This is a genomic window from Pseudomonas sp. MDT1-16, assembly GCF_054898115.1.
On sequence record NZ_CM142717.1, the window covers coordinates 761,790 to 776,890 of the forward strand.

12 protein-coding genes are annotated in these 15,101 nt (G+C 59.4%); 8 read left to right on the forward strand and 4 right to left on the reverse strand.

Going from position 1 to position 15,101, the window contains the following annotated elements; genetic code table 11:
- Nucleotides 1-43: 43 nt before the first annotated feature.
- From ACYZT3_RS03415 to ACYZT3_RS03430, 4 genes are all read right to left on the reverse strand, one after another.
- Nucleotides 44-1,012 carry a metal ABC transporter ATPase gene (locus ACYZT3_RS03415; protein ID WP_282382423.1) on the reverse strand — a complete coding sequence of 323 codons (969 nt, stop codon included), beginning with the start codon at nucleotides 1,010-1,012 and terminating at the stop codon, nucleotides 44-46.
- A gap of 32 nt (nucleotides 1,013-1,044) precedes the next feature.
- Nucleotides 1,045-1,857, reverse strand: a complete 813-nt coding sequence (locus ACYZT3_RS03420) for an aldo/keto reductase (protein WP_462031508.1) — start codon at nucleotides 1,855-1,857, stop codon at nucleotides 1,045-1,047.
- On the reverse strand, nucleotides 1,854-3,029 hold the full coding sequence (locus tag ACYZT3_RS03425; protein WP_282382425.1) for an NAD(P)/FAD-dependent oxidoreductase: 1,176 nt from the start codon (nucleotides 3,027-3,029) through the stop codon (nucleotides 1,854-1,856). Before ACYZT3_RS03425 ends, ACYZT3_RS03420 begins: the two co-directional genes overlap by 4 nt.
- A gap of 190 nt (nucleotides 3,030-3,219) precedes the next feature.
- Nucleotides 3,220-3,552, reverse strand: coding sequence for a DMT family transporter (locus tag ACYZT3_RS03430; RefSeq protein ID WP_008004867.1), 333 nt, complete (start codon nucleotides 3,550-3,552; stop codon nucleotides 3,220-3,222).
- Between the two features lie 103 nt (nucleotides 3,553-3,655).
- On the opposite strand from ACYZT3_RS03430, the gene ACYZT3_RS03435 reads away from it, so the two are divergent.
- The 8 genes from ACYZT3_RS03435 (at nucleotide 3,656) to ACYZT3_RS03470 (ending at nucleotide 15,098) form a co-directional block, all read left to right on the forward strand.
- Nucleotides 3,656-4,576: a LysR family transcriptional regulator gene (locus ACYZT3_RS03435; RefSeq protein WP_282382426.1), complete on the forward strand. Its 921-nt coding sequence runs from the start codon at nucleotides 3,656-3,658 to the stop codon at nucleotides 4,574-4,576.
- A complete protein-coding gene (gene waaA / locus ACYZT3_RS03440; protein WP_462031509.1) occupies nucleotides 4,569-5,846 on the forward strand; it encodes a lipid IV(A) 3-deoxy-D-manno-octulosonic acid transferase in 1,278 nt (425 codons plus the stop codon). Before ACYZT3_RS03435 ends, waaA begins: the two co-directional genes overlap by 8 nt.
- Before the next feature lie 257 nt (nucleotides 5,847-6,103).
- Nucleotides 6,104-8,173, forward strand: a complete 2,070-nt coding sequence (locus tag ACYZT3_RS03445; protein WP_462031510.1) for a type VI secretion system Vgr family protein — start codon at nucleotides 6,104-6,106, stop codon at nucleotides 8,171-8,173.
- Nucleotides 8,170-9,003, forward strand: coding sequence for a DUF4123 domain-containing protein (locus tag ACYZT3_RS03450; RefSeq protein ID WP_462031511.1), 834 nt, complete (start codon nucleotides 8,170-8,172; stop codon nucleotides 9,001-9,003). The genes ACYZT3_RS03445 and ACYZT3_RS03450 overlap by 4 nt, the downstream gene beginning before the upstream one ends.
- The gene (locus ACYZT3_RS03455; protein ID WP_462031512.1) at nucleotides 9,000-12,272 is read left to right on the forward strand and encodes a toxin VasX; all 3,273 of its coding nucleotides are present in this window, start codon (nucleotides 9,000-9,002) and stop codon (nucleotides 12,270-12,272) included. The genes ACYZT3_RS03450 and ACYZT3_RS03455 overlap by 4 nt, the downstream gene beginning before the upstream one ends.
- Complete coding sequence (locus ACYZT3_RS03460; RefSeq protein WP_462031513.1) at nucleotides 12,269-13,201, forward strand: hypothetical protein; 933 nt, start codon at nucleotides 12,269-12,271, stop codon at nucleotides 13,199-13,201. Before ACYZT3_RS03455 ends, ACYZT3_RS03460 begins: the two co-directional genes overlap by 4 nt.
- Nucleotides 13,198-14,142, forward strand: a complete 945-nt coding sequence (locus tag ACYZT3_RS03465; RefSeq protein ID WP_462031514.1) for a hypothetical protein — start codon at nucleotides 13,198-13,200, stop codon at nucleotides 14,140-14,142. Before ACYZT3_RS03460 ends, ACYZT3_RS03465 begins: the two co-directional genes overlap by 4 nt.
- On the forward strand, nucleotides 14,139-15,098 hold the full coding sequence (locus tag ACYZT3_RS03470) for a hypothetical protein (protein ID WP_462031515.1): 960 nt from the start codon (nucleotides 14,139-14,141) through the stop codon (nucleotides 15,096-15,098). The genes ACYZT3_RS03465 and ACYZT3_RS03470 overlap by 4 nt, the downstream gene beginning before the upstream one ends.
- The last annotated feature ends 3 nt before the right edge of the window (nucleotides 15,099-15,101 follow it).

The window sequence follows — 15,101 nt, forward strand, 5'->3', positions numbered from 1 at the left end:
GTTTAAAAAATCGCAGCCTGCCGAAGGCTGCGATTTTTTGCTTTCAAGAGCTGACTTTTTTACGCGGCACGATCTTCTTCAGCAGTTGCTTCGCCTTCCCACGCAACCGGGCTAATCCGGAATCCTTTCCCGGTGGGCTCAAGCCCTGTTGCCGCACCCAATCCTTCCAGCGAATCCGCTCGTCCCGCACCAGCCAGCCTTCCTGCTGGGCAAAACTCTCTGCCAGGTACAACCCGCGAGTACTCGCCGGGTACAGCTGATCCTTTTTCAAGGTATAGAGTTCAGCCATCGGTTGGCCGTCCTGCAGTGGCATTAAATACAGATCGGGGCGTTTGCGATCGAGGCGGGCCACCAGTTGATCGCCTTCCAATCGCTCGTCGACATGAAACAAACTCAAGGATTTGGCTTCCTTGGGCACGTCCAGGCGCAAGTCATAGATCAATTGCAGCGAGGCCGTCGGCAAATGCACGTAAGCCCGCGGGCGTTCGATCAACTGCATCTTGGCGCAACGCACTGGCCGCGCCGAACCAGACAGCGGCGTCAGGCGAAACGGCAAAGCCTCGCGATAATGCAGCGCGGACGAGTAGGGCGCCGGCAGCCAAGTGTCGTTGAAGCGCCCGCCGAGCCAGCCTTCCGGCGTTTCCAACAAGCACTCTTCGGCAATCTCCTGGATCGCCGTGTGCAGCGGCAGGTTCAGCTCATGGGCTGGCACGTAACCGGAGATCAGCTTGAGCACCACATCGCCACGATCCTGCCGACGCTGACGGACCAGCACCCAGTAGTCGCGATTTTGCCAATGCAGGGTCAGGCGCACCGAGACCCCAAGATTGGCCAGCTCAAGGGAAAACCGCTCGGTGTCTGTCACCGTCACCGGGCGGCGACGTTGCAGGGTCTGGGAGAAGTTCAGCGGCATCCCGACGCTTTGATAACTCAGGCCTTCGGGAGTCGCTTCGACGAATAACGGCAGGGTCTTGAAGTTGCTCGGGTTCTTTCTTATGAGCGTACGCGGCATGTCGGCTCCTGCTTAAGGCCGCGTGGGCGGCATCAGTTTCTACGTAGGACCTGGGCAACGGTCGCGACGTTATGGGCGAGGTGCAGCGGATTGATGGTCCCGACAATAGCACTGGCAACACCCGGATGTTCAAACAACAACTCGAAGCTGGCGCGAACAGGGTCCACGCCCGGACTCAGGCAGACGTGGCCGCTGGCGAGGGCTTTTTTGACCAGAATGGCTTTGCCGTGAGCAGCAGCATAGTCAATGACCGGCTTCTCGTTCTGTTCGTTGAGATTGTAGGTGACCATGGCGCAATCACCTTGTTCCAGAGCCTTCAAACCGCCTTCGACGGTTTTGCCGGAAAAACCGAAGCCACGAATCTTGCCCTCGCTCTTCAGCGCCACGAGGGTCGCATAGACTTCGCTGTCGTTGAGGATCGCCAGGTCGTTGCCGTCGGAGTGCACCAGCACCAGGTCGATACAATCCGTTTCCAAGCGTTGCAGGCTGCGTTCCACCGACAATCGCGTGTGGGCGGCGCTGAAATCGTGACTCGACTGGCCGTCAGTAAACTCTTCGCCGACCTTGCTGACGATCACCCAATCCTGACGCTGCCCGCGCAGCAACGGGCCGAGGCGCTCTTCGCTGCGGCCATAAGCCGGGGCGGTGTCGATCAGGTTAATACCCAGGTCGCGCGCGAGTTTGAGCAGCATGCGCGCTTCGTCGTCATCGGGAATCTGGAAACCGTTGGGGTATTTCACGCCTTGGTCACGGCCGAGCTTCACGGTGCCCAGGCCCAGTGGCGAAACCAGCAGGCCGGTGCTGCCCAGCGGGCGATGCAGATCGTGCAGGGTCGGTTGGCTCATGGCAGCAGTTGCTCCCAGGCAGGGACGCCCATCGGCGGTTTTGGCAGGTCGGGCAGCGGTGCCGAGTGGCTTGGCTGGATGCCGTCGCGCTGCAAGGAGGCGATGACCCGGTCGGCGAAGTCCGGCGCGAGGGCCAGTTTGGTCGGCCAACCGACCAGCAACCGGCCCTCTTCGGCAAGAAACGCGTTGTCGGGGCGAGTCAGGCCCGATTGTAGCGGCTCGGCGCGATCCACTCGCAAGGTCGCCCATTGCGCGGTGCTCAGGTCGATCCATGGCAGTAACTGGCCGAGTTCTTTCTGCGCCGTGGCGATTTGTGCCGCGGGTTCACGATCGACACCTTCTGCTTCGGCGATATCGCCGCCCAGGTACCAGACCCACTGGCCATCGGCGGCCGGATGGGTGGTGACGGTAATGCGCGGTTTAGTGCCGCCGCCCAGGCAGTGGGCGTACAGCGGTTTGAGGCCCGGGCCTTTGGCGATGATCATGTGCAGCGGCCGGCGTTGCATGGCGGGCTGTCTCAGCCCCAGCGTTTCGAGCAACGCCGCCGTACCGGCACCGGCACTCAAGACGATGCGCTGGGCGCGAATCTCGCGCTCGTCGACTTTGAGGCCGACCAGCACGCCACCTTCCCGCAACGGTTCGATTTTCTGGCCAGCGAGCAAACCATCACCCGCCAGATCGGCGAGGCGTTGAATCAGGCTCGGCACGTCGATTACCAGTTCCGCCAGACGATAGACCTTGCCCTTGAAGCGCTTGTCTTGCAGAGCCGGTGGCAGTTGCTCACCCTTGACCTGATCAACGCGGCCGCGCACCGCTTTGCTGGCGAAGAAACTGGTGAGGTTGCCGGCGATCGTACCGGGGGACCAGAGGTAATGGGCTTCGGACAACAGGCGCACACCGGTCAGGTCCAGCTCGCCGTCACCGGCCAGGGCTTCACGCCAGCGGCGAGGCATGTCGGCGATGGCTTCCGATGCACCGGTCAGGGCGCCATGCAACGCGTACTTGGCGCCGCCGTGGATGATGCCCTGGGACTTCACGCTTTGCCCGCCGCCGAGGCTGGCGCTTTCCACCAACACGGTCGAAAAACCCTGGCGACGCAGGCGCGCATTCAGCCAGAGGCCGGCAACACCAGCGCCGACAATCAGAACGTCGGTGGAAATAACGGATGGCATGCAGCGACCTCAGTGTTCAAGACGAGGGCGCAGTATACAGATTCATGCCGAACGCTATGTAGCAGCTGCCGAAGGCTGCGTCCGGCTGCGTAGCAGTCGTAAACCTGACGACGCGATTCTTCAGATGGATTGAAGGCGAGGACTTCGTCCTCGAACGCAGCCTTCGGCAGCTGCTACATAAAAGCGTGCATCAGTGGCCGGCGGTTTTGGAGAAGAGCTGAATCACTACGACGCCCAATACGATGAGCGCCATCCCCAGCATTGCCGGCACATCCAGCTTCTGCCCGTAGATAAACAGCGCCGCCACACTGACCATCACGATTCCCATGCCGGCCCACACTGCGTAAGCGACGCCCACCGGAACGCTGCGCACCACCAGCGTAAGCATCCAGAAGGCGATGCCGTAGCCGACGATGACCAACAACAGTGGCAGTGGGGTGCTGAAGCCTTTGACCGCTTTCATCGAAACGGTGGCGATCACTTCGGCGCAGATGGCGATGGCCAGGTAGTAGTAAGCGGTCATAGGTGCATCCTCGTGTGAAGTGTTGCTTTCTGAGGTCGGCATTCTATAGATTCTCCAGATGCGGTAAAGTCATTACCTATCTGTTCTGAAGATGGGTTGAGCCATGAATATGCAATGGAATCTGGAGCAGCTGCGGCTATTTGTCAGCGTAGCGGAGCAGCGTTCGTTTTCTGCGGTGGCGCGGGATCAGCGCAAGGCGCAGTCGGCGGTCAGCAGTTCGATTGCGCTGCTCGAAGAGGACCTGGGCGTCAGCCTGTTCGATCGTAGCAGCGGCCGCCAGCCGAAACTCACCGAGGCTGGTAACGCGTTGCTGGACGAGGCGCGGGAAGTGCTGCGCCAATGCGAACGCCTTAACGGTCGGGCGCTGGCAATGATGCGCGGCCAGGAGGCGCGTTTGCGTGTGGCTCAGGATGAGGCGATGCCCTATCAACCGATTATCGAAAGCTTCGAAGCCCTGGCTCAGCAATTTCCCAGCCTTGAAGTGCAACTGACCAGCGCCGCCCAGGGCGATGTTGCGCGCAAACTGGTGGAACGTCGGGCCGATCTGGGGCTGCTGTTTTATCACGACCAGATTCCTGAAGCGCTCGAGCGGCGGGTATTGGGCAGCGTCGAAATGGTCACAGTGTGCGGCGTCGGCCATCCACTGGCGGAACAGGCTCACGTCGATTGCCAGCAGCTGGCGCAGCATCGTCAGTTGCTGATGTCCACACAGTCCAGTGTCTATCCCGGAAGCGAGCCCGCCAGCCCGCAAGTCTGGCGGGCCGACAGTTTTTACGTGATGGCTGAATGGCTGGTGCGCGGCCTCGGCTGGGCCTGGCTGCCGCGCCACGTGGTGCAGTATCCGGCGTATCAGGATTTGATGGTCGAACTGGTCAGCGAATGGACCCCGCCAGCGCTGGTGGTGGAGCTGGTCTGGCGCCGCGATGAGCCTCTGGGTCCGGCGGCTCGTTGGTTGGCGGAACGTTTTGCCGTGCACCTGCAGGCGATCGGCGAAAAAACCGATAAACTCCGCCGCCATGAATAGAACTCTCTACACCGCGCTGTTTTACCTGGGGCTGCCATTGGTAGCGATTCGGCTTTGGCTGCGGTCGCGCAAGGCGCCGGCGTACGCCAAACGCATTGGCGAACGTTTCTCCCTTGGACTGCCGGTGATGAAGCCCGGCGGTATCTGGGTGCACGCAGTGTCGGTGGGTGAAAGCATTGCCGCGGCGCCGATGATTCGCGCCTTGCTGCAACGTTATCCACAGTTGCCCATTACCGTGACCTGCATGACCCCGACCGGGTCCGAGCGAATCCAGGCGTTGTTCGCCAACGAGCCGCGCATCCAGCACTGCTATTTGCCTTACGACTTGCCGTGCGCTGCGGCGCGATTCCTTGATCGGGTCCAACCGAAACTGGCGGTGATCATGGAAACCGAGCTCTGGCCGAACCATATCCATCAATGCGCCAGGCGCGGGATTCCCGTGGCACTGGCCAATGCGCGGCTGTCCGAACGTTCGGCCAAGGGCTATGGCCGCTTCGGCAAACTGACTCAACCGATGCTCGCCGAGATGAGCCTGTTCGCGGTGCAGACCGAGACCGAGGCCCAGCGCTTCCGCGATTTGGGTGCGCGGTCGCAAACCGTGGAAGTGACCGGCTCGATCAAATTCGACCTGACCATCGACCCGGCACTGCTCCAGCGTGCCGCCGAGTTGCGGGCGCAATGGCAGGCCCAGGAGCGTCCGGTGTGGATCGCTGCGAGTACCCACGAAGGCGAAGACGAGGTGGTGCTGGCGGCTCATCGCCAGTTGCTGGCCAATCATCCCGATGCGTTGCTGATTCTGGTACCGCGTCATCCGGAGCGATTCAATTCGGTGTTCGAGTTGTGTCAGCAGCAGCGTTTCGCCTCGGTGCGTCGGTCCACTGGCGACCCTGTCACCGCGCAGACTTCGGTGCTGGTGGGCGACACCATGGGTGAGTTGCTGTTTCTGTATGCCTTGGCTGACAGCGCTTTTGTGGGCGGCAGTCTGGTGCCGAACGGCGGGCATAACCTGCTGGAACCGGCTGCTCTGGCCAAACCGGTGTTGAGCGGGCCGCACCTGTTTAACTTCCTCGAAATCGCCGCGCAGTTGCGCAGTGCCGGGGCGTTGCAGGAAGTAGAGGATGCCGAAGGTTTGGCGCTGGCGTTGCAGCGGCTGTTCGAGTTGCCACGGGATGCGCAGCGGATGGCGGAGGCGGGGCTGAACGTGATGCGCAGTAATCAAGGGGCTTTGCAGCGGTTGTTGGATGGGTTGGACAGGTTGATTCAGCGCTAACCTGTAGGCGCACGCGGTGCGGCGATGCGACTTGCCGGCGATGGCGATCTTGAAGGCGCCATCGCGGGTATCGTTTTCGCCACCCCTCTATTCATTGACGTAACGGCTTGCAAAGCGGAAAGGTCTGACCCTATTCAAAGACCCTTCCTACATTAATCTTTTCCCCCCGTTGATAACGTGCCCGCCAATTTCGCGTGCACAGACCATGGACGGTTTGGACATCGCGCTTCATTTCCTCTTTGCTTAAGGATAAGCGTATGTTCGGGTCGACCAATACGGCGCATTTCGCGCTGCACATCCCCGCTGTTCGTAACGATTTCAAAGTGCTCGTCTTTGACGGTGTAGAGGCCATCAGTGCTTTGTACGCGATCCAGGTTGAACTGGTCAGCGAACACCCTGATTTTGATCTGGAGAGTCTGCTCAGCCAACCTGCATTTCTCCAGTTCGGTCTTAACGGCGAAGGCCTTCACGGTCGCATCGAAGAGGTGTTTGTCGGTGAAGCCGGCAAACGCCTGACCCGTTATCACCTGACCCTGGTACCGGCGCTGCACTACTTGCAGTTCAGCCACAATCAGCGGATTTTCCAGAACCTGACGGTGCCGCAAATCATCGCTCAGGTGGTCAAGGGTCACGGCATTCAGGCCGATGCGTTTACCTTCCATGTCAGCACCAGCCCCGAGCGCGAGTACTGCACGCAATATGGGGAAAGCGACTTCGAGCTAGTCCAGAGGCTGTGCGCCGAGGACGGCATCGCGTGGCATCACCAGCACTCGGCAGACGGTCATCTGCTGGTGTTCACCGACGACCAGACCTGGTTCCCCACACTGGGCGAAACCCCTTATCAGCAAGACTCCGGCATGGTGGCAGAGCACCCGGTGGTCAGCCAGTTTTCCATGCGTTTCAGCACCCGCACCAGCACGGTCACGCGCCGGGACTATGACCTGAAACGGCCGAGTCTGCTGCTGGAGAGTCGCTTCACCGCCGAGTTCAGCCCAGAGCTTGAAGACTATCGTTACCCCGCATTAATCGAGAACGAAAAACGCGGTAAACAACTCGCTCGTCAGGCCTTGGAGCGGCACCGTGCCGATTACCAGTTGACCGAGGGCAAAAGTGATCAGCCCACGCTGCGCTGCGGTCACTTGTTCGACCTGACCGAACACCCGCGCAAAACCTGCAACGATTTGTGGCTGTTGCTCAGCGTGACGCACGCTGGAAAGCAACCTCAGTCACTGGAAGAGGCCATCACCAGCGACGTCAAACCCGAGGACGGCTTTACCCAAGGCTATCGCAACCGCTTCAGCGCCATTCCCTGGGACGTGTTTTACCGACCGCCGATGCGCTCACGCAAAACCGTGCTGGTCAGCCAGACCGCTCGCGTGACCGGGCCGGTCGGCGAAGAGATTTATTGCGATGAATATGGCCGTGTCCGTGTCGAGCTGCCTTGGGATCGGACCGAACTCAACAGCGAAAAAAGCAGTTGCTGGCTAAGGGTTTCCTCCAGTTGGGCCGGGGAAAATTTTGGTTCGGTGACCATCCCGCGCATCGGCATGGAAGTCGTCGTCACCTACCTGGAAGGCGATCCCGACCAACCGTTGATCACCGGGTGTGTGGCCAACACCGTCACCTCCGTGCCGTATTCGTTGCCCGAGCACAAAACCAAAACCGTGCTGCGCAGCCACAGCTCTCCGCACACCGGTGGTTACAACGAACTGTCGCTTGAGGACCGCGCCGGGCAGGAAAAAATCTACCTGCGCGCCCAGCGCGATATCGAGCAACTGATCCTCAACGACAGCGACACCCAGATCGGCAACGACCGTCGCGAACAGATCACTCGGGACAGCCACAGCCTGATCAGCAACGACCGTTTCGAACAGGTGGGCAACCACAGCGCCAGTCTGATCAAGGGCGACGAGTTGCACACCACCCAAGGCGCGCGCAATACAGTGATCGGCGGCAACGAGCTGATCTCCGTTGCCGGAAACAGCAGCACCACGGCAGGCGGCACGTGGGTGATTCAGGCCGGTTCACAAGCCCACGTCACCGCTGTCAACGTGGTGATTGATGCGGGGATGAGCCTGACGCTCAAGGCTGGCGGTCACCACGTCGTGATCAGCTCGGGCGGGATCTTCAGCAGCGTGGCCATTGTTGAAGGTGGGGCGCCGGTGTCCGGTGCGCCTGTTCAACCCGCGCTTTCATTGGTTCCGGTGGCTGCGCAGGCCCTGATTGCGCCATCGCTGGCCGCGCAAAAACTGGCATTGACTCAGGCTGCGCAGCAGGCAGCGCCGATCTGTGCCGTGTGTCAAAAACTGGCGGAGATGACGGCATGAATCAGGCTTACCTGCTGTTGGATCGTGCCCAGATTGAACGTCTGCCCGAGCGTCTATTTGAGCTGGGGAGCACGACATTCCAATCGCTTTTCCAAAACACCGCTTATGGGCCATTGGAGGAAGTCGGGCCGGTCTTGGTGCCTGTTGCTACCAATAGCCCGCTGGCCCAGACCTTTTTTCGGGACTGGAGCGCGATGTGTGGCATCTGGCTGGAGTCAGAGGCGCAAGAAGCTGTGGTGCTTGAGCATTTACGTAGCCTGATTCACGTTCGTGTCGAAGGGGATATCACGGTCTTGTTCCGTTACCACGACCCGCGTATCGCGGCATTGTGGCTAGCGCAGTTGCCCGCCTGCGAGCGTGATCGCCTGATGGGGCCGGTGCGACTGATCCGGCTCCCGGAACTGGATATCCACCAAGAACATCCGGATCAACCCGCTGCACCGTATGCGCATGAGCCTTGGTTGTTCCTGTCTGCGGAGCAACTGGAGTACTTGGGCACCGCCCAACGGCAGCGCTTCGCCCAACGGTTGATCGAACACTGCCAGCAGTACTTTTCCGAATACCTGCAAGGACTGGACGCCTTTGCACTGCAACAGTGGGCGTCTCACTGCCAGCACCGTGCCGGGCGTCACGGGTACAGCGCCATCGATGAAGTCCTGCTCTGGGCTCGCTTCCACGCGGTGCTGGGCACCGACTTCCCCGATGCACCTGATCACGCCGCTTACCGGAGGATGTTGGCCGAGCCCGGTGTATCGCTCGAGCAACGGCTGGATAACCTGAATGCCGAACTGACGCGTCAGCAGCTCACCGACAAGGAGTCCGGCGTATGAGCGCAGAAAAACTGGCGATGATCGACCGAGCCGCTCAGGCCGAACGCGCCGCCAAGGCTCAGCCTCATGTCGACATCAACAGCCCGATAGCGCCGTGCCCAGCCAGCCAATCCGAGCTGTTCGTGGTCCCCGTGCGCTATGCCTTGGCTGAAGAAAAAGCCGACAGTCCTTGCTGCATTCCCGGCGTCACCACGCAAAGCCGCCCCATGGCGGCGCGTCGCTTGCGGGCCGGGTTTGTTTATCTGTGGCAGGACAAAGGCCCCCTTAAACGGTATGCCGTCTCGCCGAATGGTCTGCTCAAAGAGCAAGCGCTCGACGCCGATGCGACCCCGGTGCTCGACGGCACACTGACGGGCCTGGCCCTGGAAAAAATCCACGACGCGTGGATGCTCTACAGCGAGTTCCCATTGAACCCCGAGCACTGCCAGTCGCTAAGCGACAGCAGCGCCAAACGTCGTGCGCACATGCGCCATGTGGCCTTGCGCACCGTGGCCAACGAACTGCAAGCCGAGCATTGCCCGCCGCTGGAAAAAGCCGTTGAGGTCATGGCCGAACTCATCCCCAGCACCTTCGCCCAGTCCATGAAAGCTGACCCGCAATGGGGCGCTGAGGATACCGGCGCGCTGGGCGAAACCGTGATGAAAGACCCGACGCCGGTCAACATCAAGGCCTACACCGACGCCATGCACCGCGTGCGTGAGCGCGAGAAAGCCATCGCCCAATATCCCGGCGCCCGCAACCAGCTGCCAGGCGAGTGGAGCGCCGAACCATGGGATGGCCAGGGCACTCAGGATTGGTTGGACAGCGCCAAGTCACAGGCCAAGGAATTATTTCCCGTGTTCGCATGCCTGGATGACGACCTGGGCGTGCTGCGTGACATCAATCACGAGCAGGAATGGGTTGAGGCTGGTCACGAAAAATGGTTGGGCGAGAATAATGTTCGGCTGAGCATCGGCGGGTTTGTGCGCAGCCTGATCAGTGAAGATGGCGCCGAACTGGCCGGGTCCATCAGCTACCGCTACAAGGCTCGCGAAATCACCCTCACGCCCGAACAGGGCCAAGTCATGCTCGACACCCAGCATCGGCTGGATGAAGAACTCAAGGCTGAAACCCGGGCCCGTCAATACGGCGGTCAGCCCACTCAGGCCGAAGCCGCTGCCCGGGATGCACGAATCGCAGCCATCGTCGCTCCGGTACGGGCCTTTATTCCGGCGGACTTGTACACCGACGTAGAATTCGTCGTCCGCGAATACCGCGCCGAAAAGCACGCCAACCTCAACAATCATTACTTTAGTGCCAAGGTCGGCGAATACATCGACCTCGATGCGATGAACACTTGGTTCGCACAGACCGCAGCGGCGCACTACCAACAGATCGAACAGCGTCACACCGCGTTGTTTGCCGACCGGGGCGTGTACCTCAACCGCTCGCTCAGCGGCACCTGGTTTGTCGATTACTCCGACCTGGATACTCGCCACTGGCTGACCGAACTGGCCACCGGCTGCCTGACCGCCCAATGCCTGCGCGCTCAGGGCGCCGAGCAATATGCGGACTACGTGCGAGCCGCCGACGGCGGTGCCCTGAACCAACTGTTCAACGCCTGGACGCCCTCAATCGATGCGGCCATTAACAACACCTCTCGCCTGGGCGAGTTGATGGCGGCACTGGCCTCCGACAACATCAGCGCCACCCATCAGGCATTGGCGCCGTTGAGCGCAGTGGTTCTGGAAGACATCGCGGCGATGGCCCGAGACGCGAGCAGCCAATGGAGTGTGTTGGTCAACCGGCTGGCGGCTTCGCTGTTGTTGCTCAAGGGGGGCAACAACTTTAGCGGCTCATGGATGGGCGTCTTCATCGCCGCGCGTCTGGATAGCGACACGCGTTTGCAGTTCGTGACCGAGGCCGGCCGGCAGGTGTGGAAGTTGTTGGGGCAACAGGGTGAAGCGCTGGGCGACTGGGCGAAGGCGACCGGGAAGGCGATTGGTGCGGGGCGGGTTGGGCGGATAGTTAACTCGCCTGTTGTGGCCAATAGTGGCGGGGTGGTGCCGTTGGCGGCGTTGTTGTTGAACGTGCTGAATGCGCATAACTATTTGAGTGAGGCCGGGGTGTTGGAGGGGATGGACGACCAGCGCCAATACGATACGGCCTCCGCCACGCTATATGCTGCCGCAGCGTTGGTGGCGGTGGTTGATAACCAGGTGCGGAAGGGGTTGGGGGTCAAAGAAATTGGGAAGGGACGGACAATGGCCCCGACTCTGACTCTGTTTGGTGGGGTGATTGGTGGATTGTCCACCGCTGCAGCGATGGCGGAGTTCAAGTCTCTGCAAATACAACTCGAAAATGCCCAAAACCGAGTCGACCCGTGGCTGGGGATGCGCCAGATAGTGGTCGGTGGGCAAGTAGCGGCTTTTGGCACCCAAGCGCTGTTAGGGTTTGGCTACACTGCCCGCGCCTTGGCAGGTTCAATAACAGCCGAAGCCGCCATCTCGCGTTACGCGCTGTACATGGGGCCGTTGAACTGGCTCATTCTCGTGCTGGGTGTTCTGCACCTGATCACCACGTTCTTAAAGCAGACCCCGTTGCAAAACTTCCTGAACTTCTGCTGCTGGTCAAAAGCGCGGGCTATCGATCTGGAGCCTATCGCACCTAAAGCCCAACAGGACGAACTCGACCGGCTGTACTTCATCCTTTATGCGCCTCGGGTCAGCATGCAAAGTAACTCGATGGTGGGCAGTGGCAATGGCCCATCCGGGCTGACTTCCGTCAGTTCCATTAATGCTTTGGCCATCGATTTGCCGGGGGCGGAGCCGGGTAGTGCCTATCTGGAACTGAGCATGGTCGGTGACCCGGTGGATACCCTGGGCTACCGCGATCTGATCAAAAACAGCCCGACCAATAACTACAAACCACCGCGCCCCTGGCGAGACATGACGCCTCACTGGTTGTCCAGCAGCGTCTGTCAGTGGATACCGCACAAAGAAGGTCAGGGCCTACGCTTGAGTGGCCCCTTCAAAGAACTAACCAACGTATTGGGCACGACACCCAGTACTGTTTCGCTCCGATTGCGTTATCGCACGCCATTGACCGCCATGCTCGGCGCTCGAACCTTTATCGGCGGCGAGCGCGGGCTTGCTTTCACCCTGAATCACGACACTGACGTGATAGCGCTGTGGGCCGACCCGACACCTAAGCTGGATCGTGTACCGAACTACCCGCTCGGCGAGGACCACCCCGGCGCCATTTACCTGCAACCCAAGGGCAAACGATGAGCACGCCACCCGCAGGCACCACGAAAAAACGGATATTTTCGCGCAATGACTACTTGGCGCCGTTGCCGATTCCTACGGGAGAAAAACCTCAGGACGTGCTTAACACGATCTGGCGCAAGAACGAGGTATTTCTCGATATTGGTAGCTACAGCATCGGTTCGGCGGTGATGGTGCTGTGGTCAGGAGTGATACTGTTTTTAGCCATGGCTTATTTCACACGCAGTATCGCCTCTGGGGACTTTAGCCAAGACATATTGATAGCAGGCTCAATTATCACAGGTATTCCAGCGCTATTGTTGATCCAGGGACTGTTCCGAAATGTGCCACTTCCAGTGCGCTTCAACCGGCAACGCCGAGAAGTCTGCGTACCGCGCGACGATGGCAACTACTGGATCGTCCCTTGGGAAACCGTGACAGCCGCCGCCACACAGCACTCGTCGGTGAGCCAGGCCGGTAAAGCCACGATGGGTTTACTAATCATCGGTTTCGAAAACCCAGACCCACTGGCCAAGGAAGACAACAAGCATTTTTCCCTGGGCTTCAACTGTGGTGGCGGCACCACGGCCATGGCCTTGTGGGAGTGCATACGCAGTTACATGGAAATTAGTCCGGAGGCTGTCCCTGAAAGTCGGGTTGGCGTTGCACCCTACGAAGAAACGCAAATTGGTTCGATCATCACCGACTTGCGTAAAGGTAACTTGTTAGGCGTTTTATGGGGAATATTTTGTATTACTATTTTGGGGACGTATTTGGCAGAGAAACTTCAGGACTTGAAGCTTTCTTATCCGCCAGACCTGCCCTATCCCGACATCATCGAATGGTCAAAAGCCTTACCTCCTGAGCAGTGGGGCAAACGCTCCCCGGAACTGGAAGAAGCTATAGCCAAACGCGAGGCTGAACTGGCCACCCAGGCCAAGGATGCGGCATGAGCACGCCACCGGCAGGCACCACGAAAAAACGCACTTTTTTGCGTAATGACTACTTGGCGCCGTTACCCATTCCTACGGGAGAGAATCCATTGGACGTGCTCAACACCATCTGGCGTAAAAACGAGGTGTTTCTCGATATTGGTAGGTACAGCATCGGCTCGGCGGTGATGGTGATGTGGCCGATGGTGGTGCTGTTCTTGGGAATGGGCTACATCTTCAATGATCCTGATGCATTGATTTTGGGCGCCTGCATCATGGGTATCCCAATTTTTCTGCTGATCCAAGGCCTGTTTCGCGAAGTACCTTTATCCGTGCGCTTCAATCGACAACGCCGCGAAGTCTGCGTACCCCGCGACGGCGAATATTGGATAGTCCCATGGGAAACCGTGACCGCCGCCGCCACCCAGCACTCGTCGGTCAGCCAGGCCGGTAAAGCCACGATGGGTTTATTGATCATCGGCTTCGAAAACCCGGACCCGCTGGCCAAGGAAGATCACAAGCATTTTTCGCTGGGCTTCAACTGTGGTGGCGGCACCACGGCGATGGCGTTGTGGGAGTGCATGCGCAGTTACATGGAGATTGGGCCGCAGGTTCTTCCAATCACAAATGACTTTGAGGGCGGACGAGAAAAGCTGCGGGGTAGGAGCGTCTTTTGGGGCATTTGTTGTGAATATGTAGATGGCATCAGGCAATACCTGGTAGCGCAGGAAGTTGGCAAAGCATTGTGGCTGGTAATTGCGGCCGTACTTCTAGGTGCTCCGCTGGCAATGATGTTGGAAGCCTGGAAGTTATCGCCGCCACCCGACTTTCCCTATCCCGACATCATCGAATGGTCAAAACCATTACCCCCGGAACAGTGGGCCAAACGCTCCCCAGAGCTGGAAGAAGCCATAGCCAAACGCGAAGCTGAACTCGCCATGCAGGCAAGGGATGCGGCATGAGCACGCCACCGGCAGGCACCACGAAAAAGCGGACGTTTTCGCGCAATGACTATTTGGCGCCGTTACCGATTCCTACGGGCAGAAAACCCTCTGATGTGCTCAACACCATTTGGCGCAAGAACGAGGCGTTTCTCGATATTGGTAGCTACAGCATCGGTTCTACGGTGATGGTGATGTGGCCGTCGCTGATGGTGGTTTTAGCCATGTCTTTCTTCACTCGAAATCTCGACTCTGATTTCAGTCAAGATATTTTGTTACTAGGGGCAGTTATTTTGGGCGTTCCTACGCTGATTTTGATCCAAGGCCTCTTCCGCGAAGTCCCTTTACCGGTGCGCTTCAATCGACAACGCCGAGAAGTCTGCGTCCCCCGCGACGATGGCAACTACTGGATCGTCCCTTGGGAAACCGTGACGGCCGCCGCCACACAGCACTCGTCGGTCAGTCAGGCGGGTAAAGCCACGATGGGTTTACTGATCATCGGTTTCGAAAACCCAGACCCGCTGGCCAAGGACGACAACAAGCATTTCTCCCTAGGCTTCAACTGTGGTGGCGGCACCACGGCGATGGCCTTGTGGGAGTGCATGCGCAGTTACATGGAGATTGGTCCGGCGGCTGTTGAGGATCAGACGGCACGTTTCGACAGGTCTAAAGGGATATGGGCGACCTACCTGGACGATCTTGTGAAAGCCGCAAAATTGAGAGGTTGGCCTTTAACCATCTTGTGGGAAGGTTTCTGCGGGATCTTCATTTTCAACACGCTGCTGATCGACGTCCTTGAACGGTGGAAACTGAACCCGCCGCCAGACCTGTCCTATCCCGACATCATCGAATGGTCAAAACCATTACCCCCCGAGCAGTGGGCCAAACGCTCTCCAGAGCTGGAAGAAGCCATAGCCAAACGCGAGGCTGAACTGGCCGCACAGGCGGAACAAGCGTTGCTTATGGAACAGTCTTAGAAA

Excerpts from the sequence above, each read along its gene's own strand:
- ACYZT3_RS03415 (WP_282382423.1), bottom strand. The coding sequence starts at position 1,012 with ATGCCGCGTACGCTCATAAGAAAGAACCCGAGCAACTTCAAGACCCTG.
- ACYZT3_RS03420 (WP_462031508.1), bottom strand. The coding sequence starts at position 1,857 with ATGAGCCAACCGACCCTGCACGATCTGCATCGCCCGCTGGGCAGCACC.
- ACYZT3_RS03425 (WP_282382425.1), bottom strand. The coding sequence starts at position 3,029 with ATGCCATCCGTTATTTCCACCGACGTTCTGATTGTCGGCGCTGGTGTT.
- ACYZT3_RS03430 (WP_008004867.1), bottom strand. The coding sequence starts at position 3,552 with ATGACCGCTTACTACTACCTGGCCATCGCCATCTGCGCCGAAGTGATC.
- ACYZT3_RS03435 (WP_282382426.1), top strand. The coding sequence starts at position 3,656 with ATGAATATGCAATGGAATCTGGAGCAGCTGCGGCTATTTGTCAGCGTA.
- waaA (WP_462031509.1), top strand. The coding sequence starts at position 4,569 with ATGAATAGAACTCTCTACACCGCGCTGTTTTACCTGGGGCTGCCATTG.
- ACYZT3_RS03445 (WP_462031510.1), top strand. The coding sequence starts at position 6,104 with ATGTTCGGGTCGACCAATACGGCGCATTTCGCGCTGCACATCCCCGCT.
- ACYZT3_RS03450 (WP_462031511.1), top strand. The coding sequence starts at position 8,170 with ATGAATCAGGCTTACCTGCTGTTGGATCGTGCCCAGATTGAACGTCTG.
- ACYZT3_RS03455 (WP_462031512.1), top strand. The coding sequence starts at position 9,000 with ATGAGCGCAGAAAAACTGGCGATGATCGACCGAGCCGCTCAGGCCGAA.
- ACYZT3_RS03460 (WP_462031513.1), top strand. The coding sequence starts at position 12,269 with ATGAGCACGCCACCCGCAGGCACCACGAAAAAACGGATATTTTCGCGC.
- ACYZT3_RS03465 (WP_462031514.1), top strand. The coding sequence starts at position 13,198 with ATGAGCACGCCACCGGCAGGCACCACGAAAAAACGCACTTTTTTGCGT.
- ACYZT3_RS03470 (WP_462031515.1), top strand. The coding sequence starts at position 14,139 with ATGAGCACGCCACCGGCAGGCACCACGAAAAAGCGGACGTTTTCGCGC.